Origin of the sequence: Synechococcus sp. CCY9201 (assembly GCF_034931105.1) — a bacterium.
Classification (GTDB): Bacteria; Cyanobacteriota; Cyanobacteriia; order PCC-6307; family Cyanobiaceae; genus CBW1002.
Genome location: NZ_JAYGIC010000156.1, coordinates 1 through 22648, shown reverse-complemented (window position 1 = coordinate 22648; position 22648 = coordinate 1). Strand labels below are relative to the sequence as shown.

Here is a 22648-nt window from a genome sequence, read left to right as displayed (position 1 = left end):
TGCTGCGCTCGCGGCTGGCCATCGCCCGCGCCGATGCCGGCAGCGGCGAAGCCAGCCAGCTGGCCAAGGTGCGCTCGCTTGAGGCCCAGCAACGGACGGCGGCCACAGAAGCCCGCCGGTACCAGACCCTGTTCGCCAGCGGGGCGGTGTCGGCCGAGGAGCGCGACGCGCGCCAGCTCACCCTCGACACCGTGAGCGCCTCGTTGCAGGAAGCCCGGGTGCTGCTGGAGCGGCAGCGTGCCCGCAGCACGGCGGGCTCCGGCGGCACCGATCTCGATGTGGAAGCGGCCCAGCGCGGCCTTGAACAGGCCCAGGCCAACCTGCAACAGGCCGAGGCCGCCCGCGACGACAACCTGATCCGCTCCCCGATCGATGGCAGCGTGCTGCGGGTGTTAGCCCGCGCCGGCGAATCGCCCGGCAACGCCGGGATCCTTCAGATCGGCCAGACCCGGCGCATGCAGGTGGTGGCGGAGGTGTATGAAAGCGACCTGCCGCGGGTCAAGCCGGGCCAGCCGGTGCGGATCAGCAGCCCGGCCCTGCCGCGTCCGCTGGAGGGGCGGGTCGGTCTGATCGGCGCGATCGTGCTGCGCCAGAGCGTGATCAACACCGACCCCAGCGCCAACAGCGACAGCCGGGTGGTGGAGGTGCGGGCGCCGCTGACGCCGGAGAGCAACCTGCGGGCCTCGGGCCTCACCAACCTGCAGGTGCGCGCGGTGATCGGCCCATGAGAACCCCCCTCGGCTGGCTGCAGCTGCGCCACGAACGGGGCCGCTTCATCGTGGCGCTGGCCGGCATCGCCTTCGCCGATCTGCTGATGTTCATGCAGCTGGGCTTCCAGGCGGCGCTGTACGACAGCAACACCCGGCTGGATCGTTCCTTCAACGCCGATGTGGTGCTGATCAGCCCCAAGGCGCTGAACCTGCAGAACCTCTCCACCTTTCCCCGCCGCCGCCTGTTTCAGGCCCTGGATGTGCCCGGGGTGGTGGATGCCCAGGGGCTGTACATCCGCACCGTGACCTGGCGCAATCCCCAGACCCTGCGCAGCGCCACGGTGCAGGTGCTGGGCTTCAATCCCGACGCTGCTGTGCTGCGGCTGCCGGAGGTGATGGCCCAGGCCGATGCGCTGAAACTGCCCGATACGGTGTTGTTCGACCGGGGCGCACGGGGCCAGTACGCCGAGGTGATCGATCGGATCGATCGGGGTGAGCGGGTCACCACGGAGATCGAGCGGCGCACGATCACGGTGGCGGGTCTGTTCCGGCTGGGGGCCTCGTTTGGTGCCGATGGCACCTTGATGGCCAGCGACCAGACCTTCCTGCGGATGTTTCCGCGGGTGAGCGCCGGCAGTGTGAGCGTGGGGCTGCTCACCCTGGCGCCGGATCAGGACACCGCCGCGGTGGTGGAGGCCCTGAAACGCCATCTTCCCGATGATGTGAAGGTGCTCAGTGACGCCGATTTCATCCAGTTCGAGGAGAACTACTGGCGGGTGGCCAGCCCGGTGGGCTTCATCTTCGGGTTGGGTACGGCCATGGCGTTTGTGGTGGGGGTGGTGATTGTGTATCAGGTGCTGTCGACGGATGTGAATGCCCACCTGCGCGAATACGCCACCTTCAAGGCGATGGGCTTCCGCAACCGCTATCTGCTGCTGGTGGTGATGGAGCAGGCCCTGATCCTGGCGGCGCTCGGTTTCATCCCCGGTGCGGTGATGCCGGTGGGGCTGTATGCGCTGGCCGCCAATGCCACGCGCCTGCCGATCGCCATGACCGCTGGCCGGGCGATCACGGTGTTTGTGCTGACGCTGGTGATGTGCCTGGCCTCGGGGGCGATCGCGACGCGGCGGCTGCAGGCGGCCGACCCGGCTGAGTTGTTCTGAGCAGGAGCCCCGCCATGGCCAGCGCGATCTCGATTCATGGGCTCAACCACAGCTTCGGCCGCGGAGCGGTGCGGCGCCAGGTGCTGTTCGATGTGGCGCTGGAGGTGGAGAAGGGCGAGATCGTGCTGCTCACCGGACCCTCCGGTTCGGGCAAAACGACGCTGCTCACCCTGATCGGCGGGCTGCGGGCGGCCCAGAGCGGCTCGTTACGGGTGCTGGGCCGCGAGCTGATGGGCGGATCGGACCGGGCCCTCACCCTGGCGCGGCGCGAACACGGCTACATCTTCCAGGCCCATAACCTGCACCGCAGCCTCACCGCCACCCAGAACGTGCGCATGGCGCTGGAGATGCGCGGCACCCTGAGCACCGCCGAGATGGACCGCCGCGCCCGCCGGATCCTGGAGAGCGTGGGGCTGGGCGATCACCTGGAGATGAAACCCGACCAGCTCTCGGGCGGCCAGAAGCAACGGGTGGCGGTGGCCCGGGCACTGGTGGGCGAGCCGCCCCTGCTGCTGGCCGATGAACCCACGGCCGCCCTCGACAGCCGCTCCGGCCGCGAGGTGGTGACGTTGATGCAGCGGCTGGCCCGCGAGCGGGGCTGCACGATCCTGCTGGTGACCCACGACAGCCGCATCCTCGACGTGGCCGATCGCACCGTGTCGATGGAGGACGGCCGGCTGTGTTGAGCGGATCAGAACAGCCCCAGCCGCCTGAGATCTTCCATCCCTGCTCCCTGTAACTCTTGCCAGAGTTGTGCCAACAGATCGGAAATCCCCTGCTTGTCACGGACGGCCTGACCCTTCTGATCGTGCAGGGTGAGGCCAGCCCTCAGTATTCCCATTGCCACCATCTGCACCCGATCGGCATCCTTGAGTCCGAGCCCCTCCACCTGGGTCAGCAGGATCTGGGCGTCTCCCAGAGGGATGGGAAGTCGCAGATCCGGTGCCAGCAGTCCACCGGCCCCCTTCCCCCGAGATGCCAGCTCGACCAGCTTCTGGTTGAAGGCTGTGATTTCGGCCGGCTCGGCCGCCTTGAGGCCTGGCTGGGAACCTGCGGCCAGGGCTGCGAATGGATCGGTGCCCACCCGATTCTGATCCAGCAGCAGTGCCAGCTGGGGCAAGAGATCGCGGGGTGCCTTCCCCAACTCCTGGGCCAGTTCACCCAGGCTGCGGGGCCCATCAGCCAGGACCCGATCCACAGTCTGGAGAATGGCGGCATTGATGGCCATGGTTCCCATGCTGGTGGGGAATCCCTGGCGGGCTTTCAGGGAATCCTGTCGCAGGATCAGAGGCAGGGAAGCCAGTTCGACCTGGGTGTCGGAGGAATTGGGAGGAACCACCCCACGGGCAAAGAGATCGCGCCGAAACGATTGACTGATGGCCAGGTCGAAGAGGATCTCCTGCAGTGCTGGATGTCGGGCCTGTGCAACCCAGGCGGCCCGGATCGGATCGAGCATCTGCGGGAAGAGTTCCGGCAAGGTGGCCGAGCCCACGTGGGTCAGGCCTGCTTGAGCGCAGGCTCGATGCATGGGCCCCACATAGAGCGGTTGATGGGTGGCTTGGTACTCCCCCAGCAGGTAGGTGCCCGGTGCATTGGTCAACGCCTGCAGAGCAGTGCGTAATTCCGGATGGAACCTGCCGAGGGGCGATGTGTGGGTGTCCCCATCCCCGAGCAGCTCTTGAAGCCAGGCCGTGGCCTGCTGCAGTGAGGCCTCGCTGGTGTTGTGACCACTCAGCAGACCCAGCTCCAGAGCCAGCATCTGCAGAGGGCTGCGTGACAACCAACCTGGATAGGTGTTGTAGGAGCAGTAGAAGAGTCCACCCGGCTGCAGGTTGTGGCTTGCCGCCTCCAGCAAGGCCTGGCGGGTGTCCGCGTCCACCCAGCTGGCAATGCCATGGGCCAGCACCAGGTCGTAGGCCTCGGGCCAGAGGCGACAGGGGCCGCGATCCGGCGGTCCTTCGGTGAAATCCCGCAGATCCGCCACGGCGAACTGCACATTACTCAGACCAAGCTCCCTGGCCTGTGTGGTGGCCCGCGCCACATGGCTGGGATGGAAATCGATGCCGAAGAACTGGGCATCGGGATGGGCGGCGGCGTTGAAGATCAGGTTCAGACCGTGGCCGCAGCCGAACTCAAGAACGGTGAAACGCCCCTGCCGCAGATCCCAGCGATGGCGACCGCCAAGCTGGCTGGCGATTGCCAGCCAGGAGACGGCCAGTTCCCGGTGCACAAAAGCTGGGTACAGTCGGTCCTGGCGGTAATCCATGACTCAGGAGATACCTGCTACCGCTTGGAGAATCGCACCAGAATGGGAGATCCAGCGGCTGCCGGCGACGCTGACTGCCACAGTTGACCGATGTGTGGTCGTTATTCTCTCACCAGCCCCATCGACCAGCTGCTGCTGCGTCTGCAGGGTCCGCTGCCGCAAGGCCTGGCGGCCCACTACGCACCGCGGCAGGAGATTGCTGCAGGGGAGCCGGTGCTGATTCAGCGGCAGGAGCATGGCCAGCTGCAGGTGGGGCTGGCCCTGTGGGGCCTGCTGCCGGAATGGCAGAAACAACCGCTGGGTACCCCCCGGCCGATCAATGCCCGCAGTGAAACCGTGGCCGAGAAGGCGAGTTTCCGAGGCGCCTGGCGCCATCGCCGCTGCCTGCTGCCGGCGACTGCCTATCGCGAAGGTCGCGGATCACGCTGTGTGTGGGTGAGCCGCCGCGACCGGCAGCCCTTCTGGCTGGCGGGTCTGTGGGACCGCTGGATCGGCCCGGATGGCAGTGAGGTGGAGAGTTGCTGCGTGCTCACCACCCGCGCCAATGCCTTGGTGGCTCCGTTCCACCCCCGCATGCCGGTGATCCTGCCGGACGGACTGGAAGACGCCTGGCTGCAGCCGGCGAATGGAGCTGCCCTGCGGGCCCTCGAACCCCTTCTGGAGCCCGTGGAGCAGGGCGACTCGTGGCAGGCGGACCCTGGACCTGCCAGGGGCCGGGCGCTTGGACCGGATCAGCAGATGACCCTCTTCCATCTCTGAGGTAACCCGCTAGCGTGATGGGGGATACCAGCGAAATGCCAATGTGGAGGAGCGCTGAATCAAGAGGATCGGGCGTGGCCAACAGGAGCGAAAAGAAAGGCTTTTCCCCACGCAAGGAGCCCCGCTTCAGTGTGCCGGCTTTCTCGGTTCAGATTGCTGCGATTTTAGAGATCGATGGCCAGCAGTACAAAGCTCGCCTATGGGATGTCAGCCTTTCAGGCTGCTGCATCGCCATTCCTGACAAGGAGGGATCCCCTGTGCCCGGGGATCATGGCCAGGTGCTCATCCGCAATCCCAGTCCGGGTGATCCTCTGGTGAGCAACGCTACCGTGATGTGGATGGATCATGTGGGATCAGCTTACTTTGTCGGCTGCAAATATGACAAGCCGATTGAGCTGCAGGGGACGTTTTTGTCCGTTTATGAGCAGAAGAGATAGTCTGGCTGTTTTCTGTCCTTGTTTTTCTTCGTGAAGCCTGTCAAGGTTAGATCCTCAACTCTCCGTCTGAGAAAACAAGTACGTTCACGTTATTGAGCTGAAGACCATAGCCACCACCGCTCACATAGCATGATGTTCTAGTGCATGGTCCCGATCCAGCTGTAGAAGTCTTTCGGAAAGAATAGGAGGAGATCTGGCCAGGAAAGTAGGCGATATCTGATTCCGTACTGATGGCTGTAATCGTCGTGGTAGAGGTGAGTGGCCTGTAATGGTTGACACCTCCAGCGGTGCTGCAAGGCGAGGATCCGCCGGCACAGGAGGATGGATTGTTCAAGTAGAGATCGTAAAGGGAAAAGATCGGATTTGAGTCTGTTGTGGACTGGAAGGTTCTTGTCACCGGGCTAGAGGATCCTGCCTGTGCGGCCAGAGTGACCTCAAGACTGCGGGCCAATGTAGAACTGGTTTTATTTAGAGTTGCCGTCATGGAAGTTGCCGTCGGAAGACGATCCAATACAACAGACTCAAACGATGCTCCCCCAGAGTTGATGTTGCCAGAAGAATTATAGACAGGGCCGCAACGCACCAAGGCAAAAGGACCGGTCCAATCAGTAGAAGTTGAAGGCACTGAGCGTGTCGCATAAAATACTTGCCATGCTCCGTATTTTCCGGTAATGACCAACTTGACACTAGCCCCTGTTCCGCATGCTGTTGGATAGGTTCCACTGTCTTCAACCAAAGAAGACATCTCAACTTCATAGCGGATCAGATTAGACGCTTGCGCAAGATCATCTTTGAGGGTCTGGGAAACCACATTGGCTCCTGAAAGACGGACCTCAGACGTGAGAACTGCACTGCCAATTCCAGCAATGACAAGAGCGCCAATCGCCGAAGCAATTAACAATTCAACTAAGGTCACACCAGCGGATGAGACATCCTGGAGAGCACCTTTGCAAGCCAGTTCAGATCTTGCTGTATCTCGTTGCAGCAAGCGATGCTGACAGGGAGAGCGATTCAGTTTCATCATCCTGAAGAACGAAAGTTGCAAGATGATACGGCTGATCCATTCGTCCAGCCTATTCTCACAATTGCCGAAGGGCTAGTTAGGCTGACGCAATATCTAGATTGAGAGTTTGGCGATGAAATCAGAGTCGTAGCCGAAGATCCCGCTGCAAAGCCTGAGCGCGTGAAGGTGAACGTGGCATCTGTCGCCGATACAGCATTAGAACCCGCGGCGGCTCGAAGGCTCAGCGGAGGTACGTTGGACGATGTGCACGTATTGCCAGTGAACGATGAATTGGCCCCAAAAGTCGCTGTGGAACTGCTGGTCTGGATGATTTGACAAGATGCGGCGTTCTTGACAGCCAATGTTCGCGAGGTTCGAAGTAAGCCCGCCAGCTCAATCGCGGCTTGGCGCAACTTTCTCTGCTCAAGAAAGTCAGAGAATGAGCGAAAAGCGATGGATGACAGAGTCAAGAGAACCACGACTGTGATCATCAACTCAACCAGCGTGAAACTATCCTTGGGGGTGGAGTGTCGCAGAAAACAGCGAGTGACAAGCTTCATGGTGTTGGATCCTTGCACCAAGATGCTGCCTCAAGATAAATTGATGATTCTCTTGATATGGATAAGGCAGAAGAGTTCTCTCCGGAGAGATTGTAGTACACGTAGATACGGTTGTCGTCGGGAGTGGTGGAGGAAAATGTAATTCTGCGATTCAGGCTAACGCCAGGGATTCCGCCTGGGATGGTTAGAGATTGCTGGGATCCCGATGTCGTTGGGATGGAATTAGGGCGCGCCGGGCTTAACGTGACACTCGCTGCATCAGAGACAAAGCTGGAGGCCAATCCTCCGGACGAACAGAGTGATGGATCGGGTGAATAGGAAACGGATGGAGAGGATGCGAAGCTTGAAGCCTTTGTCTGTGTAGTTGTGAGATTATAGGGGCCTGACTCCATTCTCCATATTGTCGCATAGTTGCGAATCCAAGCAAGGTCTTCGGCAATGACTGACTCTATTTGACTGCGATCACTTGATCTGCGTGCTGTGCTGAGCTGCGATGAAAATGTAGTCGATATGGCTGCCATCGTTAGGCCTGCTATCGCTACAGCAAGAAGCACCTCCAGCAGATTAAAGCCACTGCTCTGACCTCGTTTGGACTGGACAGAGAGCGCTGGATAGCGACAAGATGGTAGACGGAAGTTCAACACTTAACCTCCTCCGTATCCACGATAGAAGTTGAGAGAGGATGGAATGGAGCCTGGATCCACTGTGTCATTAGCACCACCGGGCAGAGCTGAACCAAAGATCGTTCCCAGGCCTGCTCCTCCATCCACAGGTGCCCCCCATGCCTGGTTTTCGCTACCTGGCCCAGTAAATTTGCACATCCACATGATGCCAAAGTTATTGGCATTATTGCCACCACCGCCGCCATTGCCAAACTCAACATTGGCTTTGGGGAACCATGAAAATGCGCCCTGAAAAAACGAGCCAGAACCCTCGATCCTAATGTCTTGGCCTCCACAAGATGATCCTGAATTACTGCCGTAGACTCTCAGTCGACTCCAGTTAGAGCTTGGGCTTTTGGCTCCGATCAAACCTCCTTGTTGAATTTGCATGTCTCCCTTGACAAAAATATTAATCGGGTAGTGAGTGGTGTCAATTGTCAAGTCTTTGTTCTTGGCAACAGTGATCTTATTAAGCAGGCAAATAATACTAGTTGGGCTCGATGAAGGGGCAAGTTTGCACTCTGATCGCAGGTTTGCATTCACGTCGGAGATGCTTCCTGGTACGGATCCTGTGTATGGATAATTGGAAACGGTATCCGTAAGGTTTTGAGTGACGGCACTGCCATTGGGATCTCGACCGGTAGGGTCTCCGAGTGAAGTGGGTGTTGGGAATACAGGCATCGTGATACTCGATAAATCCACAACTGCCGTTGCCGACGGAGTCGTTGTAAGACAGCCCGCTGATTCAGTGCAAGCAATAGGAACATCTGTGGCTGAATTTACATTTGTAGAAGGGGATGATGCCTGTACAAAATCGCCATCCGCTTTGTTCAGTCGAGATCCAGGCCCGGTCAGCAGCAGGGGAAAGTCTCCAAGGTTGGAAGCGCTGCCAACAGGTCCGAGACATGCACACGTCTGGTCAACTCATAATTGGAAACTTCCGTGCCAGAGGGCCTCTGCAAGGAACCTCGCACAGTGATGGAGGCGGATCCTCCGAAGAGATTGCCAAACATCGTACAAGACGCATTTGCTGGAGACCCTGGCGGAAACTGTGGTGGAACAAAACTGGTGAGCTGGTACTTGGCGGTAGAGATTGTGGAGAGAGACTTAATTCCCACAAGGCTGGAAGTACCTGGAGTTCCACTGATATCAATATTGCAGGCTGCAAGGTTGGCTGTCGTCACCGAGACCCAGTTCGGTGGACTGGCAGAGGAATTCCAGTTCGTGACCCATAGGTAGCCGAAGGCATCTGAGTTCAGCTTGCCGATAATCTCATTCATTCCATATTCCGCTGCTTCCTTGGCGGTGGCCGCATCACTCTGGCGGATTGAACTGAGCTGTGATTCGGAATTGCGTGCCGCCAAGGCAACGATACCGAGGACTGCAATCAGTGCCGTGAGGATTACGTAAGGCAGAACAACACCACTGGACCTGATCTTTCTCAATTGACCAATTGACCATAGGCGTGAGCGTGTGTTGCAGCTCTTGGCTGGGATGTGGCTTGGCGCTGGCGGCTTCATATCTTCCATTGCTTCCAAGTTCAGCCTAGCTGTCACTGAACGGATGAGTAGACATCGCCACTGGCCGAAACAAGCTCTCTGGTCAGTGCCCGGTTGAATGATGCTGGCTTACTTTGCCAGTCTTAGAAAGCCACGACGCCGGCAGGCATTCCTGCCGCCGCTCTGATCATCGGACTGGTCAGCAGGGTCATGCTGATGACAAAGGCAAAGAAAGATGGCTTCTCAGCGGGATTGATCGTAGAAATGGTCAGGGTTGCAAGAGCTGTAGAGTGTGATTGCTTCCGGAATCAAGGGAAGGCCGTTCCGCATCGGAGGGGGGATGAGGGCCTCGAGTCGCGCGACACTGAGGTTGTAATCTTTTTCGGCTTGGATATAGGCGTCGTTATCAAGTCTTCCGTGCTTGGATGCCGTAATCAGGATGCTTTGCCTTTTTTGCCGCTCTCGTTCAGCAGCCTGAACGTCGCCTTGATGCAGGCGACAATAAAGATAGCGATCTTCTGCTGAGGAGGGCGTTGTGCTGGGGACAGGATTGGTGTCGGCGCCAGTGTCTTTTTCGGCGGCAAGCTGTCGCAGGTCTTCCAGGCGGCCGTCAATCGTGGTCATGCACTGCTGCATCGCCTGGACGCGACCCCTCGGGGCGTAGTTGGCCTGCACCTCCTCGATGCAGGCGCGCCGGCCTGCATCAGAGGCCGGCGAAAAACGCGGCTCGGTTGTTGTGCAACCAATCGTGAACCCTGCAATCATCACCAGTAGTGGAAGGTGAATACGCCGCCAGGCCACGGTTTGCACGTCAGTAACAGATGCCTGAGGTGGCATCGCAGCTGCGAGCCGTGGTGCGGGCCTCACTGCTGGCCGAATAGGTGATGCCGCCGCTTCCGGTGCGGCTGTTCATGGTGAGGACATACGACATGTTGGTAGCGTTCGCAATCGTGACCTGCATCGTGGCTCGTTCCACCAGCATGCCATTGATCACGGTATTGAATGTCAACGAACCATCCTCTGCGATGTCCGGTCCGCAGCGCCAGAGATCGCCATTGATATTGTAGTAATAAATTGTACCTGTACCTCCAGCTGGATTGGGAACTGTGATGGCGAGGTAAGGGTTAGAGACGGAAGAACACTCTCCGCTGCCGTTCGCCAAGCTCACGCTCAAGCCTTCCCTTACTTCCGTATCGACAAAGTAACTGACGCGACCCCAATGATCACGTAAGCGTTGAATCGCCTCCTGGCTGGAATTGGAGCGAATATCACTGGTGAGCACACGAGCCGCTGCTGCCAGAATCACCGCACCGATGGCTGCCGCCACCAGCAGTTCCACAAGGGTGAGGCCAAACGGTCGAGCCAGTCTGCGGAGGTGAGGCTGGGCGAAGAATGGATTCATCAGAATGCTCCTGGGTAGGTGCAATTGCCACTCGCAGAGGTGTCGTTGGTGCCGATTCGCACCACCCCAAGTGGTGAGCTGAGCTGGACACAGCGCATCGGTGGTTCACCATTGAGAGCAATCGTGATCTCCAGATCATTCTGGTTGTCATTAGCTAATCCACGTGTCGTGCCACGTGGCGTAAAGGTGAACGTGGCGGGATCAGCGCTGATCGCATACACATCATTGCCGGCATTGGAAAGGATGCGTAGTGGTTGCTGGCTCATGCAGGTGTTGGGCACCGTGACGGCTGCCGTGGTGACCGGTGCTGCAGAAGCGATCACTGAACCGGCGGTGGCTTGGGTGGCGGTCTGGATCGTCACACGACAGCCGGTGCCCTTCAGCGCCGAGCGTCGCACCGCCTCAAGCCAGCCATTCAATTCCAGCGCCACCGCATTCACCCTGCTTCGTCTCCACTCATTCATCCCGAATCCATTCATCACCACTGCCGAGAGGATGCCCAGCACCGCAACGGTGATCAGCAGCTCCGAGAGAGTGAAGCCAACGGCATCCAGTCTACGGCCATGATCACGACGTTCCATGGCTCAGATGCGCGGACACCAGGCCACAGTGGCGGGGCTGAGGGTCATCTGGCGCATCATTTCGTTGGTCTGGAGATTGGTATAGGTCACCGTATACCGGTGAGCGCCGCCCTGCGTGGTGGCATCCACTGCGATGGTTCGCTGCAATTCGGAGGGAATGGGAGCGGCCAGATTGGCTTCAATCAGAGTCTTGAGTGGAGTGACCAGATCAAGGTTGTTGCGATATCGGCATCGGTCTTGGATGGCCTCAAGGGCTGTTTCGGCCGCATCTGCCACCCCATCATGGTTGCTGTCAGGTTGCGAGAGGCTGGGCACTGGATCGGGAAAGAAATCGTTGCGGCCCATGTCACCCGTGCCGGCAAGAATCTCGCAGGTGCCGCTCGCGCAGGTGTAGCGATCATTGTAGCGCTGGATCAGGGCAAGATCAGCATCAATGGCGGCTTCCTGTTGATAACGCTGGCCCGTGCGGAAGCTGTTCATACTGCTGGTCACGGAGATGGTCACTGCGCCCACGAGGGTGATGAGCAGGATCACGCTGGAGATCAGCAGCTCAACCAGGTTGAAGCCATCGTTGCCGCGGCGGTTGTTCGCAGCCGCTGCCAAGCGAGTTCGAAGCAACAGGCTGGCCATTAAAAGAACTGAAGTGACTTGGTTGCGCGGGTCACATAGTCGACCATCGGAAACTCCTGGGTGGGGGCTGTTCCACCCATGCCCATCAAATCAAGAACCTGTGAGATGCCAGAGCCAGGGATGATGAAGGTGATGTTGCCATTAGAGCCGAGTTGATCGACCCACATCACACCTTCAAAACTGCCATTGCCCCCAATGGTGACGTCGCCATTGGGGAAATAGGCAAACAGCTTCAAGGCCGCAGCGCTGCCATTGCCGATGCTCACCAGCTGGTGCGGGCTGCAGGTCCGTGTGCTGGATGGCTGGCAGCCGAAGAAGGTCAAATCGGTGATATCGGAGGGAACGCTGCCGGTATTGCTGGAATTGATATGAATAAAGCCACCGTTGTTGCGCATGTCAATCGTTTTGGTGCTGCCGCTCTGGCTGTTGGGGAAGTAGAGGCGGATCGGCCCACCGCGCGTATCCACGGAAAGGGTGCGGTTGTTGTGACCGAAATCAAGGGTGTTGATGCTGCAGGTGGTGACCGGTGGGGTAGCCGTATCACGCATGCATACACTGCGAAAGTTGGCCGGCCAACTGGACAGCGCTACCCCTGTATCCAGCAAGAGGTTGCCGCCACTATTGGGTAACCCATTATCATCGAGATCTAGATTGCAGAGTGCCGTGTTCTGATCCAGGCAGATTGTGATTGGTGGCATGGGAATGCGTGGCATCTTCGCATCCACCACTTTCACGCCTGTGCCCAGATTCTGGTTCACACTCACGCTGCAGGTGCTGGAGGCAATGCAATACACAAAGGGGATCTGGTCTCCGTCGCCTGTGATGATGCTGGCGGAGCTGCCCAGGATGGTGATCTCTCCGGTGTCGTTTTCCGCCGCGCCACCCACGATGCCGATGCCGATCGTGGGGCAGGGTCTGGTATCCACACCGAAGGCTCCGCCATAGCCTCCCAGGGAGCCCCAGCAGCATTTCGGCACCACTTCAAATGTGCGCCTCAGGGTGGTGGTGGCAATCAGGGTGTTGTTGCGATAGGCCATGCCGCGCACCGTGATCGTGAGCTCACCGGCGCGAGCCGGGAATTCAGCGGTACCGGTTCCATCCGGGTCGTATCCGGTGGTGACTTTGAAACTCTCGGTGCCATTCGCATCGGAATCATTGCGGCTGCTGGGGCTGCCAGGTTCCATCTCGCTGGAAGCCGCTGGTTGGCTGATACTCACCAGCTGGAAGCGGCGATCTGCATCAATGATCTGTTGTGCTTTGGGATCGGTCCCGGCAGGAAACGCACCATTGAGCAGTGGCAAAGCAGTGGTGCAGAACGATCCGGTGATCGCTTCGTTGGTGGAATTCTCGATGTAGGTGCGGCTCTGGGTGTCCAGCACCGAGGCATTCACCAGCAGTCTGCGGTTTCGCTCCCGGTTCAGCTCACTCACGATCCGCGTCATCCCGATCTCGGCCGCCTCCCTGGCTTCGCGGCTCTGGGCCTGCCAGGCGGCACCCATCCAGCCGAAGCTGATGCGGCCCATGGTCGCCACTCCCGTGAGCAGCACCCCGAGGGAGAGCAGGAAGACGATCACAAGCGAGAAGCCCTGTTCGGAGGTGGGCGACCCTGGATGTTGCCGGTTCATGGAACTCACCCGACCCCTTCCGCCTCTTCACCCTAGATCCGCTGCTGCACGCGCACCACGACTGGCTGGCTAGTCAACGCCAGCACAAAGCTTGTCAGGCAAGTTTACTCCCGAGGCTGGTTGATGCGATTAGTTGATGCGATCAAGATTCATCACTTTGTCCCAGGCTGCAATGAAATCCGCCACGAACTTCTCGCCGCCATCGTTCTGCGCATAGACCTCCGCGATCGCCCGCAGCTGCGAGTTGGAACCGAAGACCAGGTCCACCCGGGTGCCGGTCCAGCGCAACGCACCGCTGTGGCGGTCGCGGCCTTCGAAGGTTTGGGCTTCACCGGCCTTGGCGGTTTCGGCGATGGGTGTCCAGACCGTGCCCATGTCGAGCAGGTTCACGAAGAAGTCGTTGCTGAGGGTGCCGAGCCGGTGGGTGAACACGCCGTGGGGTGAGCCGCCAGTGTTGGCTCCCAGCACCCGCAGGGCACCCACCAGCACCGTGAGCTCCGGCGCGCTGAGGGTGAGCAACTGGGCCCGGTCGATCAGCAGCTCTTCGGCCCGCATCGCGAAGGCGCGCTTCTGGTAGTTGCGGAAGCCATCGGCCTGGGGTTCCAGGGGCTCGAAGGAGGCGGCATCGGTCTGCTCCTGGGAGGCATCGGCCCGGCCCGGCCTGAAGGGAACAGACACTTCATGGCCGCCGGCCCGGGCAGCCTGCTCCACGGCCGCGCAACCCGCGAGCACGATCAGATCGGCCAGGGAGATACGGGTGCCAGGGGCTGGCGTGGCGCTCTGGGCTGCGATCTGCCTGGCGTTGAACTGCTGCTGGATGCCTTCAAGGACTGCCAGCACCTTGGCCAGCTGCTCGGGCTGGTTCACCTCCCAGTTGTTCTGGGGGGCCAGGCGGATCCGGGCACCGTTGGCGCCGCCGCGCTTGTCGGAGCCGCGGTAGGTGGAGGCCGAGGCCCAGGCGGTGGCCACCAGTTCCGGCACCGACAGCCCCGAGGCCAGCACCTGATCCTTCAGCTCGGCGATGGCGGCGGCATCGATCAGGGGATGGTCTATGGGCGGAATCGGGTCCTGCCAGATCAGGTCTTCGGCGGGCACTTCGGGACCGAGGTAGAGCGCCTTGGGCCCCATGTCGCGGTGGGTGAGCTTGAACCAGGCGCGGCCGAAGGCGTCGGCGAAGGCCTGCTGATCCTGGTGGAAGCGGCGGGCGATCGGCTCGTAGATCGGATCGAAGCGGAGCGACAGATCGGCGGTGGTCATCATCGGCCGGTGCCGCTTGCTGGGGTCGTGGGCGTCGGGGATCAGGTGCTCCTCGCGCACATCTTTGGCCCGCCACTGCCAGGCACCGGCCGGGCTTTTCTCCAGCTCCCACTCGTAGCCGAACAGCATCTCGAAATAGCCCCAGTCCCAGGTGGTGGGGTTGGGCTTCCAGGCGCCCTCGATGCCGCTGGTGGTGGTATCGGCGCCCTTGCCGCTGCCGAAGTGGTTGTTCCAACCCAGCCCCTGCTCCTCGAGGCTGGCCCCTTCCGGGGCGGGCCCCATCAGCTCCGGACTGCCGGCGCCATGGGCCTTGCCGAAGGTGTGGCCGCCGGCCACAAGGGCCACGGTTTCCTCGTCGTTCATCGCCATCCGAGCGAAGGTTTCGCGCACATCCCGTCCGGAGCCCACCGGATCGGGCTCGCCATTGGGGCCTTCGGGGTTCACATAGATCAGCCCCATCTGCACGGCAGCCAGGGGGTTCTCCAGTTCGCGCTCGCCGCTGTAGCGCTCATCGCCGAGCCAGGTGGTTTCGCGGCCCCAGTAGATATCGTCTTCCGGTTGCCAGATGTCGACACGGCCGCCGCCGAAACCGAAGGTGGGGAAGCCCATCGACTCGAGGGCACAGTTGCCCGTGAGGATGATCAGATCGGCCCAGGAGATGCGGTTGCCGTAGTTCTGCTTGATTGGCCAGAGCAGACGGCGAGCCTTGTCGAGGTTGCCGTTATCGGGCCAGCTGTTGATCGGCGCGAAGCGCTGGTTGCCGGTGCCGGCGCCACCGCGGCCGTCGGCGGTGCGGTAGGTGCCGGCGCTGTGCCAGGCCATGCGGATGAACAGGCCGCCGTAGTGGCCCCAGTCGGCCGGCCACCAGTCTTGCGAGTCGGTCATCAGGGCATGGAGATCGCGCTTGAGGGCAGCGAAATCCAGCTGACTGAAGGCCTCGGGGTAGTCGAACGCTTCGCCCAGAGGGTTGGAGGCCGGGCTGTGCTGGTGCAGGATCGCCAGGTTGAGCTGGTGGGGCCACCAGGCCTGGTTCGCGGACCCTCCGGATGCGGCGGTGGTCGCAGCGCGCCCCGCAAACGGGCACTGGCCAAGCTCAGTCATCGCGGTGCGGCAGCGGGAGGGAGTCGTCCACGGGGTGGAGTCGTTCCCCTCGACCGTATGCACACCTGCCTGGAGGGTCAGGCGCCCATCACATTCCGTAGTGGCGCGGGATCGAGTCGTGGCTCTGGATCGAGCCTGACCACGACATTGCCCCGCTTGCGCCCGGTGTCGACATAGCGATGCGCCGCCACCATCTGCTCGAACGGATAGCAGCGATCCATCACGGGCCGGTAGGCCCCCGTCTCCGCCAGATCTGCCAGGGTTGCTACGTCTTCCGGGCGCACAGTGGCGGGCCCGGCGATCACCCGCCGGCCCGAGATCAGCGATTGCCAGCCGCTCAGCAGCATGGCGGGCAGATCCGCCACCAGCAGCAGCAGACGCCCGCCAGGCTTGAGCGAGCGCCGGCAACGCTTGAATGGAGCCGTGCCGACGGCGTCCAGGATCACGTCGTAGCGGTTGCCGTTCTGGGTGAAGTCTTGCTGGGTGTAGTCGATCACGTGCGTGGCACCGAGCGAGCGCACCAGATCCAGATTGGCGGTGCTGCACACCCCCGACACCTCGGCGCCGATGTGCCTGGCCAGCTGCACGGCTGCGGTGCCAACGGAGCCAGACGCTCCATTGATCAGCACCCGCTCGCCCCGCTGCAGCTTCGCCCGGCGAAGGAAATCCAGCGCCGTGGTGCCGCCGAAGCAGAGGGCAGCGGCCTCCTCGAAGGAGAGGGTGCTGGGTTTCGCTGCCACAGCACCATCCTCCGGTAAGCAGCGGTACTCCGCATGGCAGCCCATGGCGGTATCGCTGAAGCCAACGACGGGGTCGCCAATCTTGAAGCGGCTCACCTCTCCTCCCACCGCTTCCACGACCCCAGCCAGTTCCGTGCCCAGGATCGGTTGCCGTGGCCGCCGGATGCCGGCCACCAACCGGATGATCAGGCCAAATCCTGCTGGCACCTCAAGGCTGCGCATTCTCCAGTCGCCTGAGCTCACGGTTGTGGCATGGATCCGGATCAGGATTTCATTGGGCTTGGGGGTGGGTTGGTCGACCTCCTGTGGCTGGAGGACTTCGGGTGGGCCGTAGTGGTTGTAGGTGAAGGCTTGCATGGGTGGCGTGATTGCGAATCGAATGCAGGTGTCTCTTCGAGCGAAGTCTGCTATCTATGGGGTCTTGGTTCTGATTCAGAAGTATCATCCAGTCGATGTTGTACTTGACTCGGCCCGGGAATCCTGTTGGCCCCAGAGATTTAGAGAGAGCTCAACAGCGATCAGCCGACCCCATCCCTTCTGGGCTGAGTATTGGCTTCCCCCGATTTCGTGGACAGCGAGCGGTCAAGGCGTTCACAGAGGCGAGTGTAGAGGCAGCGATGAACCGCTGCTCATAGTCGGACTGATGTAGCCAATCGTTGAATGGCGCCGTTCATGGTTGTAATCGCCATTGATCCAGAAGGCCAGATCAGGCTGCAGCTGCTGGGCTGAGATGAGCGTCTCTCGATTGTCATCGAGGTCGAGTTCCAGCTACTGCTTCGCAGAAGCCTTCGGCTACAGGGTGGAGAAAAAGCTCTCCACCACTGCGTTGTCCCAGCAGCAGCCCTTGCCGGACATGCTGCAGACGATTTCGCGTTTCCTCAGGAGGTCACGGTAGTCGGTAGGCCGGTACTGGCTGCCCTGGTCCGTGTGGACGAGCAGTTGCTCCGGCTCCATCTGTCGGTGGCCAAGGGCCCGGTTGAGGGCCTCGACCACGAGAGCGGCATCCATCCGCTGATCCAGCGTCCAGCCGACCACGCGGCGGCTTAACAGATCGATCCACGCCGCCAGATAGCGCCAGCCTGCTGTGGTGCGGACATACGTGATGTCGCCGGCCCAGCACCGGTTTGGAGCAGGAGGCTGAAACTCCTGCTGGAGCAGGTTCTCGGCCACCCCCACAGCTCCCCTGTGCCCCCCGGCGCAGGGCCGGAACGCCCGCCGGGTGCAGGCCCGCAGATCCGCCCGCTGCATGAGCCGGGCGACGCGGTGGCGACCGATCCGGAGGCCGGCAGCGGCCAGTTCCTGGTGGATCCGGGGCGCGCCGTAGAAGCCGCGGTGCTGCTGAAACACTGCGGTGATCAGAGCGTTCTCGGTCGCACGCTTTCCCGGCGCCTCCTGCCGCTGCCGCCAGGCGTAGAAGCCGCTGCGGGCTACGCCCAGCTGCCGGCACAGCCAGGCTACCGAGTGGCGATCGGCGAGCTCATCGATCAGGCGAAACCTCTCGGCGGCAGCTGCTCCTTGGCGAAGTGCGCTGCCGCCAGCCTGAAAAGTCCTTCTCTCTCCTGAGCTCACGGTTCTCCTTGCGGAGCCGGTTCAGCTCGGCGCGCTCCTCACTGGTGAGCAGGCCCTCTTCACGGGGACCGGCATCGCCGCGATCAATGCGGGTTTGCCTCACCGAGCGGGCCAGGCTGCTGGAAGGAAGACCAAGTCGCTGAGCCACTGCATTGCAAGAGAGGCCCTCCTGCAAGCAGAGCTCCACGGCCTCCGCCTTCTGTTGCGCCGTGAACCGGCGCCTAATTCTGGTGGGGTTCGTCATCGATGGACAGTCTGGTGGTCATGGCGTGACCCCTATCGACTTGTCCTTGAAAACCGGAGAAGCCCAGTATCTTCACCTATAGCCACCTGCCGCCAGCATTTCACCAGCTCATGGAACAGGCCCCATTCACGGTAGTAGGCGCTGAGCTCGGTGGCGTTCAACCCGGCCGTCTCCAGCACCACCGTGAACTTGTCGGCGGCGCTCCAGCCTTCTGGTTCCTTCTCGGATGCCGGCACCACCTCTCCCTGCAACCGCCAGGTTTTCCTCCATTTGTAGAGGGTGATCACGTGGGTGCCCAGCTCTTCTGAAATCCGGGCCACGCTCTGGCGTTGCGACGGGCTCATCCGCCTTCTCGCATCAGCCTTGACAGCCTCGCTGTAACGACGCATTGCTCTGTTCCATCAAGCCCCCGGGTGTACGGATCAGAGGGGTGACATTTTTCCTGAACCCGGGGGCGTCGTGGAGCCTCAACCGGAACAATAATCAAACGTAGGACAAGCCACGTCTGACCAATCGCTGCAGAACGCCCCTGCAAACTTAAGGAATGGTGAGCCATTTCCGCAAAAGTGCTAAAAAGGTCCTTGGAGGATGGTCGTGTGTAGTCGATGTTTTAAGTGACTTCCCACTAGGAGCAATCCCTCGCCAAGTCCAAATCGATTCCGCGGCAAGGCATCCGGGTCATGATTGCTTAGGGCCTAATGCCCTTTACGTCAAATTTGACGTAAAGGGCAAGAAGCCCAAAGACACCTAGACTGACTTCAGTCACTCTTGAGCCATGAACGCCAAATCAAAGCTCGCCTTGCTGCGCACCCTCAGCAAAGAGCGAAAAGGCCTTGCCAAGGGTTTCACCTTGGTGGAACTGATGATTGTAGTGGCCGTGATCGGCATTCTTTCTGCCGTTGCATTGCCTCAGTACCTACAAGCCCGGAATGCAGCCATAGCTGGATCTGCAATCGGCGAAGCGATTGGCATAGCCAAGGAATGCGCAACATTTGCAGCATCCGACATTGGCGCAGCACCCACTATAGCAGAAGGCGCTTCTGTCAAGGAGACCAAAGCTTGTACTGAGGATGGGGGCGTATATACGGCAACTTGGCCAACAGGTGTCGTTGGTGTCCGCTGCTTGGATCAAACATCTGTAGCTGCAAATACCACGGCAACTATTACCATTGGACCTGATGGGGCAATGTCTTGTGTGATTGGTGGTGGTGGTGGTGGTTGACGGGGCGCCGAAGACCTTGCTTAAAGACATTTAAGCCCCCTCGGCGTTACTTGGGAAAATGCATTTCCAGTTTATACATTTGTTGCACTCTTAAACTGCGGGGAGCTATTCCCCGCTTTTTATTGAGCCAAATGCATTCTTGGGGTGCTCGAATGATCGCCAGTCAGAAGATATTTTCAAATAGCCTTGGTTGATTGCAGAATCACACTGGCTTCGCCGATTGTTTGACCGCGGGCTTCGCGAAGCCCGACGATCTCTTGGTAGACGCGGCTCTGGCTGTAATCCTCGAGGGTGATGCCGCTCATGGCACAAATCTCCAGAATGCTGAGTCCGCTCAGGCGTTCTGTCACGCCGGCTGGGATTAGCTGGAGCAGCTCGGCTGCTTCCAGTCTGCCATTCACCCACTCCCGCAGACTCTCGATCGCCTGGCGGAGCTGGAGCTCGGGAGCCACCAGCAGGGCGAGCAGCCGCTGCAGCCACGGCCAGCGCTGGGGGTCGCCCCTGGCCTGGAGAGGTTGATCACCGAGGAGCTCCAGAATGCGCCATCGAGCATCTACCTAATCATCACCGTGCAAAAGGATTGATCAGGCCGATGGTGGTGTCGCTGAAATGGCGGGTGTGACGGGTAGCGAGGCGAGCACCCCGTGCAGGGCAATGCCTGCGATCAAGGTGTCGCGGAGGTCTACAGGGCGCCCCCTTGCCTTCCGCTCGGCGGCCAGTGCCGCAGCCCTGCTTGCAGCCAGGCCATCCAGGGGTGCAATGCGCTCCTGGATGAGCTGTTCCAATAACTGCTCAAGGCCTTGGTGGAGGCCGCGACGCCGCTGCCCATCCGGTAGAGCGGCCACGCATAGCGCAATTCGAACACCACCACACTGGGCAGCCAGACATCCTGGGCTCTCAGCTCATCCAACCAACTCACCACCGTTGGATCGGGTCTGCTTTGCATCAGAGCCGAGATCACACTGGTATCGAGCAGGATCACGCCTCGAAGGCCATGGGTGCGGCCTCGTGGCCCTGCCACTCTGCAATCGGCTCCTCCAGGCCGCTGTCCGAAAACAAGGCGGCGATCTGCGATCCCAGGCCAACGCCCTCGGGCGGGGGCTGCTCCGCTTCCGCCGCCTGCCGCAGAATCAACCTCACCTCCTCCTCCATGCTGCGGCCATGGCGCTGAGCCCGGCGCTGCAGGGCCTCCTTCACCGATAACTCCAGATTGCGGACCAGCAACTGCGCCATCCCACGAACTCCAGAGCCTCTGCTATCACGCTAGTAAGGCTGACCGGTTCGGGCTCGGGATGGTGAGATCACATCCGCAAATCGCTCTTCCAGGTGTGGGTGGGCACCTGCTGTTCGATTCACTGGCGAGCAGCCCTGTGGGCTTTCGGCATCTCGAGAATCCCAGTCGCATCAGGCTTTGTCCGTAGCAGAATCCCACGAGCGTTTAACGGGTTGTTGTTCTTTTTGTTGGTGACCTGCTGTACTCAGCATCCCCCTTTTTTCTCAGGTCACAACGGCCTCCAGTCCGATCACGCCCATCACATGGGGAAACACCTCCCCCACCTCTGGCACCAGCTCCCAGCGCACCTCGGCGTTGAGGCGCTGTGGGTCGATCACCAGCAGCCGCAGGGCCCCAGGCTGATCGGCCAGATCGGCATAGAACCGTTGCCGCACCCCCTCGAGCTGCTCGGCCGTGCAGCAGTGGATGAAGCCAACCTCCGCCAGGCTTGCCGCGCGGGTGGAGCGGTCGTAAAAGCCCTGCCGTTTTGCCTGCTGCCAGTCGCTTTCCAGAGCGAGGTGATAGATCCAGCCTCCTGATCGCCACGGCTGGGGCTGGGTCCAGGGTTGCGCCATCACCGTTGCCAGTTCCTTGCTCTCAAGGAAACGCGACAGCCAGGCCTGCAGCGGCTCCAGGCCCGGTTCGGCATCGAAGCCCGCTGGATCCGCCAGCCGGAACTGGCGCACGAAGGGTAACAGGGCCCAGTCCGCCAGGGAGGGGCGCGAACCCAGCAGCCAGCCCTCCGGTGTTCTCGCCAGCCGTTCGTTCCAGCGCCCCAGGATCGCCAGGGCGGCGGCCCGGTGCATCGGCCGCTCCTGCTCCCCCGCGGCACCATGGCGGGCGGCGTACTTGAAGCGATCCAGGTGGTGTTTGAAGGGTCCGTCGTTTTCGGCGATCATCGCCGTGATCTCCGCCAGTGCCGCTGGGCTCCGGCCTATCCACCAGCTGTGCGGGTCGCGGTGCTCCAGGGCCCACCGCATGATCTCCAGGCTTTCCTCCAGCACCTGCGCAGGCTTCGTCTCTTCGGAGGAGGAACCGTTTTCCTTGCCGGACCCGGTTCGTTTTCCGGGCACCACCAGCACCGGCACCGTGCCCTTGGCTGAGGCCTCCAGCAGCTCGGGCGGCTTGGCCCGCAGGCTCACCTCTCGCAGCTCCAGGTTTGGCCCCGGCGCAAAGCCGGCGGCGGCCAGGGCCAGCCGGGCGCGGATGGCGTAGGGGCAGCGGCGGAAGCTGTAGAGCACCGGCATCGGACATGCGATCGGCGCTGTCGTCAATGGCCCGTTTCTTCCAACGCTGGCGCCCATGCCCATCAGCCTGGCCCATGGGACGGCATCTGAAGACCATCCACCTCCTGCCAGAAGCCGATCCGCCGCCAGAAGCGCACCCGCAGGTCGTCTTCGAAGTCCTGGTGGGTGGGTAGGTCGTGCCAGTGGTCGATGCGCTGCGCGAGTTGGGCGCAGCGCAGCAGGTGCTGGGCCGCGTAGGGGTAGCGCTTCGGGCGGGAGTGTTCCAGGGCGAAGCTCACCATCGCCCGCAGCAGCACGGTGGCGGCCAGCGGATGGCCGGCCTCCAGCTGCTCGGCCGCCGGACCGTAGAGCCCGTAGGCCTCCCCATTCCAGCGGTGGGGCTGGCGCAGCACCAGCTCCGCCGCCCGGCGCAGATCCGGCCAGGCCAGCAGGAAATCCAGGGCTTCGGCGGGCTCTTCGTGGGCCAGCGCCCGATCGAGAGCCTCCTCCTCGGCCTGCACATCCTCGAAATCATCGAGCCGGCGGAGGTACTCGCGCAGCAGGCCGGCATCGAGATCCTCCAGAAACCCCTGCCAGCGCTCCCCCTGGGCCTCCTGGCGGCGGCCCAGGGCCTCAAGCGCCTCGATCCGCGGCCGTCGCACCACCGCCCCCAGCCACTGCAGCCCCTCCTCGTCCACCCCCTCCAGCGTCGCCAGGGC

Annotated in this window: 27 protein-coding genes; 6 read left to right on the top strand and 21 right to left on the bottom strand. The window is 61.3% G+C overall.

From position 1 onward, the window contains the following. The 3 genes from VB716_RS15180 to VB716_RS15170 form a co-directional block, all read left to right on the top strand. The coding region (locus tag VB716_RS15180) for an efflux RND transporter periplasmic adaptor subunit (protein WP_323270924.1) at positions 1–728 on the top strand (728 nt) is incomplete at its 5' end. Beyond that, positions 725–1873: an ABC transporter permease DevC gene (gene devC / locus VB716_RS15175; RefSeq protein WP_323270922.1), complete on the top strand. Its 1149-nt coding sequence runs from the start codon at positions 725–727 to the stop codon at positions 1871–1873. The genes VB716_RS15180 and devC, both read left to right, overlap by 4 nt. 14 nt (positions 1874–1887) lie before the next feature. Beyond that, positions 1888–2559, top strand: a complete 672-nt coding sequence (locus VB716_RS15170; protein ID WP_323270921.1) for an ATP-binding cassette domain-containing protein — start codon at positions 1888–1890, stop codon at positions 2557–2559. Between the two features lie 5 nt (positions 2560–2564). Here the strand turns inward: VB716_RS15170 and VB716_RS15165 are convergent, their stop codons facing one another. Continuing rightward, positions 2565–4139: a class I SAM-dependent methyltransferase gene (locus VB716_RS15165; RefSeq protein ID WP_323270920.1), complete on the bottom strand. Its 1575-nt coding sequence runs from the start codon at positions 4137–4139 to the stop codon at positions 2565–2567. Positions 4140–4229: 90 nt separating this feature from the next. Between VB716_RS15165 and VB716_RS15160 the strand changes: the two genes are divergently transcribed. Both VB716_RS15160 and VB716_RS15155 read left to right on the top strand, forming a co-directional pair. Then, on the top strand, positions 4230–4898 hold the full coding sequence (locus VB716_RS15160) for an SOS response-associated peptidase (protein WP_322757323.1): 669 nt from the start codon (positions 4230–4232) through the stop codon (positions 4896–4898). Positions 4899–4915: 17 nt separating this feature from the next. Then, entirely contained in the window at positions 4916–5335 is a 420-nt protein-coding gene (locus VB716_RS15155; protein WP_323270918.1) for a PilZ domain-containing protein, read from the top strand. A gap of 46 nt (positions 5336–5381) precedes the next feature. On the opposite strand, the gene VB716_RS15150 is transcribed toward VB716_RS15155, so the two are convergent. From VB716_RS15150 to VB716_RS15095, 15 genes are all read right to left on the bottom strand, one after another. Beyond that, positions 5382–6380, bottom strand: a complete 999-nt coding sequence (locus VB716_RS15150) for a prepilin-type N-terminal cleavage/methylation domain-containing protein (RefSeq protein WP_322757321.1) — start codon at positions 6378–6380, stop codon at positions 5382–5384. Further along, entirely contained in the window at positions 6356–6829 is a 474-nt protein-coding gene (locus VB716_RS17525) for a pilus assembly FimT family protein (RefSeq protein WP_416223908.1), read from the bottom strand. The genes VB716_RS15150 and VB716_RS17525 overlap by 25 nt, the downstream gene beginning before the upstream one ends. Before the next feature lie 65 nt (positions 6830–6894). Continuing rightward, positions 6895–7542 (bottom strand): type II secretion system protein, encoded by a 648-nt coding sequence (locus VB716_RS17520; RefSeq protein WP_416223839.1) that lies wholly within the window; start codon positions 7540–7542, stop codon positions 6895–6897. Continuing rightward, on the bottom strand, positions 7543–8103 hold the full coding sequence (locus tag VB716_RS15145; protein WP_323270917.1) for a hypothetical protein: 561 nt from the start codon (positions 8101–8103) through the stop codon (positions 7543–7545). It lies immediately after the preceding gene. A gap of 308 nt (positions 8104–8411) precedes the next feature. After that, positions 8412–9089 carry a hypothetical protein gene (locus VB716_RS15140; RefSeq protein ID WP_323270916.1) on the bottom strand — a complete coding sequence of 226 codons (678 nt, stop codon included), beginning with the start codon at positions 9087–9089 and terminating at the stop codon, positions 8412–8414. Between the two features lie 213 nt (positions 9090–9302). Further along, positions 9303–9869, bottom strand: coding sequence for a hypothetical protein (locus VB716_RS15135; protein WP_322757319.1), 567 nt, complete (start codon positions 9867–9869; stop codon positions 9303–9305). Between the two features lies 1 nt (position 9870). Then, positions 9871–10461 (bottom strand): prepilin-type N-terminal cleavage/methylation domain-containing protein, encoded by a 591-nt coding sequence (locus tag VB716_RS15130; protein ID WP_322757318.1) that lies wholly within the window; start codon positions 10459–10461, stop codon positions 9871–9873. Beyond that, positions 10461–11042 carry a prepilin-type N-terminal cleavage/methylation domain-containing protein gene (locus VB716_RS15125; RefSeq protein ID WP_322757317.1) on the bottom strand — a complete coding sequence of 194 codons (582 nt, stop codon included), beginning with the start codon at positions 11040–11042 and terminating at the stop codon, positions 10461–10463. Before VB716_RS15125 ends, VB716_RS15130 begins: the two co-directional genes overlap by 1 nt. A 3-nt stretch (positions 11043–11045) precedes the next feature. Next, complete coding sequence (locus VB716_RS15120) at positions 11046–11672, bottom strand: prepilin-type N-terminal cleavage/methylation domain-containing protein (RefSeq protein ID WP_323246724.1); 627 nt, start codon at positions 11670–11672, stop codon at positions 11046–11048. Then, positions 11672–13297 (bottom strand): hypothetical protein, encoded by a 1626-nt coding sequence (locus tag VB716_RS15115; protein WP_323270915.1) that lies wholly within the window; start codon positions 13295–13297, stop codon positions 11672–11674. The genes VB716_RS15120 and VB716_RS15115 overlap by 1 nt, the downstream gene beginning before the upstream one ends. Before the next feature lie 129 nt (positions 13298–13426). Then, a complete protein-coding gene (katG, locus tag VB716_RS15110) occupies positions 13427–15655 on the bottom strand; it encodes a catalase/peroxidase HPI (RefSeq protein ID WP_323270914.1) in 2229 nt (742 codons plus the stop codon). 77 nt (positions 15656–15732) lie between these two features. Beyond that, positions 15733–16752 (bottom strand): NAD(P)-dependent alcohol dehydrogenase, encoded by a 1020-nt coding sequence (locus tag VB716_RS15105; RefSeq protein ID WP_323270913.1) that lies wholly within the window; start codon positions 16750–16752, stop codon positions 15733–15735. Positions 16753–17187: 435 nt separating this feature from the next. Further along, positions 17188–17964: an IS3 family transposase gene (locus VB716_RS15100; protein WP_323270912.1), complete on the bottom strand. Its 777-nt coding sequence runs from the start codon at positions 17962–17964 to the stop codon at positions 17188–17190. After that, entirely contained in the window at positions 17873–18208 is a 336-nt protein-coding gene (locus VB716_RS17515; protein ID WP_416238127.1) for a transposase, read from the bottom strand. Before VB716_RS17515 ends, VB716_RS15100 begins: the two co-directional genes overlap by 92 nt. A 32-nt stretch (positions 18209–18240) precedes the next feature. Further along, on the bottom strand, positions 18241–18597 hold the full coding sequence (locus VB716_RS15095) for a transposase (RefSeq protein ID WP_323270911.1): 357 nt from the start codon (positions 18595–18597) through the stop codon (positions 18241–18243). 386 nt (positions 18598–18983) lie between these two features. Between VB716_RS15095 and VB716_RS15090 the strand changes: the two genes are divergently transcribed. Continuing rightward, positions 18984–19430 (top strand): prepilin-type N-terminal cleavage/methylation domain-containing protein, encoded by a 447-nt coding sequence (locus VB716_RS15090; RefSeq protein ID WP_323270910.1) that lies wholly within the window; start codon positions 18984–18986, stop codon positions 19428–19430. 176 nt (positions 19431–19606) lie between these two features. Here VB716_RS15090 and VB716_RS15085 read toward each other — a convergent pair whose 3' ends face one another. The 5 genes from VB716_RS15085 to VB716_RS15065 form a co-directional block, all read right to left on the bottom strand. Further along, positions 19607–19882, bottom strand: a complete 276-nt coding sequence (locus VB716_RS15085; RefSeq protein WP_323270909.1) for a hypothetical protein — start codon at positions 19880–19882, stop codon at positions 19607–19609. 230 nt (positions 19883–20112) lie between these two features. Beyond that, a complete protein-coding gene (locus VB716_RS15080; RefSeq protein WP_323270908.1) occupies positions 20113–20412 on the bottom strand; it encodes a PIN domain-containing protein in 300 nt (99 codons plus the stop codon). Continuing rightward, complete coding sequence (locus VB716_RS15075; protein WP_322757298.1) at positions 20409–20663, bottom strand: FitA-like ribbon-helix-helix domain-containing protein; 255 nt, start codon at positions 20661–20663, stop codon at positions 20409–20411. Before VB716_RS15075 ends, VB716_RS15080 begins: the two co-directional genes overlap by 4 nt. A gap of 264 nt (positions 20664–20927) precedes the next feature. Beyond that, positions 20928–21950 carry a DUF952 domain-containing protein gene (locus VB716_RS15070; RefSeq protein WP_323270907.1) on the bottom strand — a complete coding sequence of 341 codons (1023 nt, stop codon included), beginning with the start codon at positions 21948–21950 and terminating at the stop codon, positions 20928–20930. Positions 21951–22012: 62 nt separating this feature from the next. Beyond that, positions 22013–22648 (bottom strand): DUF6880 family protein (locus VB716_RS15065; protein WP_416238126.1); only part of this gene is annotated, 636 nt, incomplete at its 5' end.

Bases quoted from the DNA above. Each gene is read 5' to 3' on its own strand.
- VB716_RS15115 (WP_323270915.1), bottom strand. From the start codon at position 13,297: ATGAACCGGCAACATCCAGGGTCGCCCACCTCCGAACAGGGCTTCTCG.
- VB716_RS15095 (WP_323270911.1), bottom strand. From the start codon at position 18,597: ATGCGTCGTTACAGCGAGGCTGTCAAGGCTGATGCGAGAAGGCGGATG.
- VB716_RS15140 (WP_323270916.1), bottom strand. From the start codon at position 9,089: ATGGAAGATATGAAGCCGCCAGCGCCAAGCCACATCCCAGCCAAGAGC.
- VB716_RS15155 (WP_323270918.1), top strand. From the start codon at position 4,916: ATGGGGGATACCAGCGAAATGCCAATGTGGAGGAGCGCTGAATCAAGA.
- VB716_RS15090 (WP_323270910.1), top strand. From the start codon at position 18,984: ATGAACGCCAAATCAAAGCTCGCCTTGCTGCGCACCCTCAGCAAAGAG.
- VB716_RS15125 (WP_322757317.1), bottom strand. From the start codon at position 11,042: ATGGAACGTCGTGATCATGGCCGTAGACTGGATGCCGTTGGCTTCACT.
- VB716_RS15170 (WP_323270921.1), top strand. From the start codon at position 1,888: ATGGCCAGCGCGATCTCGATTCATGGGCTCAACCACAGCTTCGGCCGC.
- VB716_RS17515 (WP_416238127.1), bottom strand. From the start codon at position 18,208: ATGACGAACCCCACCAGAATTAGGCGCCGGTTCACGGCGCAACAGAAG.
- VB716_RS15105 (WP_323270913.1), bottom strand. From the start codon at position 16,752: ATGCAAGCCTTCACCTACAACCACTACGGCCCACCCGAAGTCCTCCAG.
- devC (WP_323270922.1), top strand. From the start codon at position 725: ATGAGAACCCCCCTCGGCTGGCTGCAGCTGCGCCACGAACGGGGCCGC.
- VB716_RS15165 (WP_323270920.1), bottom strand. From the start codon at position 4,139: ATGGATTACCGCCAGGACCGACTGTACCCAGCTTTTGTGCACCGGGAA.
- VB716_RS15130 (WP_322757318.1), bottom strand. From the start codon at position 10,461: ATGAATCCATTCTTCGCCCAGCCTCACCTCCGCAGACTGGCTCGACCG.
- VB716_RS17525 (WP_416223908.1), bottom strand. From the start codon at position 6,829: ATGATCACAGTCGTGGTTCTCTTGACTCTGTCATCCATCGCTTTTCGC.
- katG (WP_323270914.1), bottom strand. From the start codon at position 15,655: ATGACTGAGCTTGGCCAGTGCCCGTTTGCGGGGCGCGCTGCGACCACC.
- VB716_RS15070 (WP_323270907.1), bottom strand. From the start codon at position 21,950: ATGCCGGTGCTCTACAGCTTCCGCCGCTGCCCCTACGCCATCCGCGCC.
- VB716_RS15075 (WP_322757298.1), bottom strand. From the start codon at position 20,663: ATGGCGCAGTTGCTGGTCCGCAATCTGGAGTTATCGGTGAAGGAGGCC.
- VB716_RS15160 (WP_322757323.1), top strand. From the start codon at position 4,230: ATGTGTGGTCGTTATTCTCTCACCAGCCCCATCGACCAGCTGCTGCTG.
- VB716_RS15120 (WP_323246724.1), bottom strand. From the start codon at position 11,672: ATGGCCAGCCTGTTGCTTCGAACTCGCTTGGCAGCGGCTGCGAACAAC.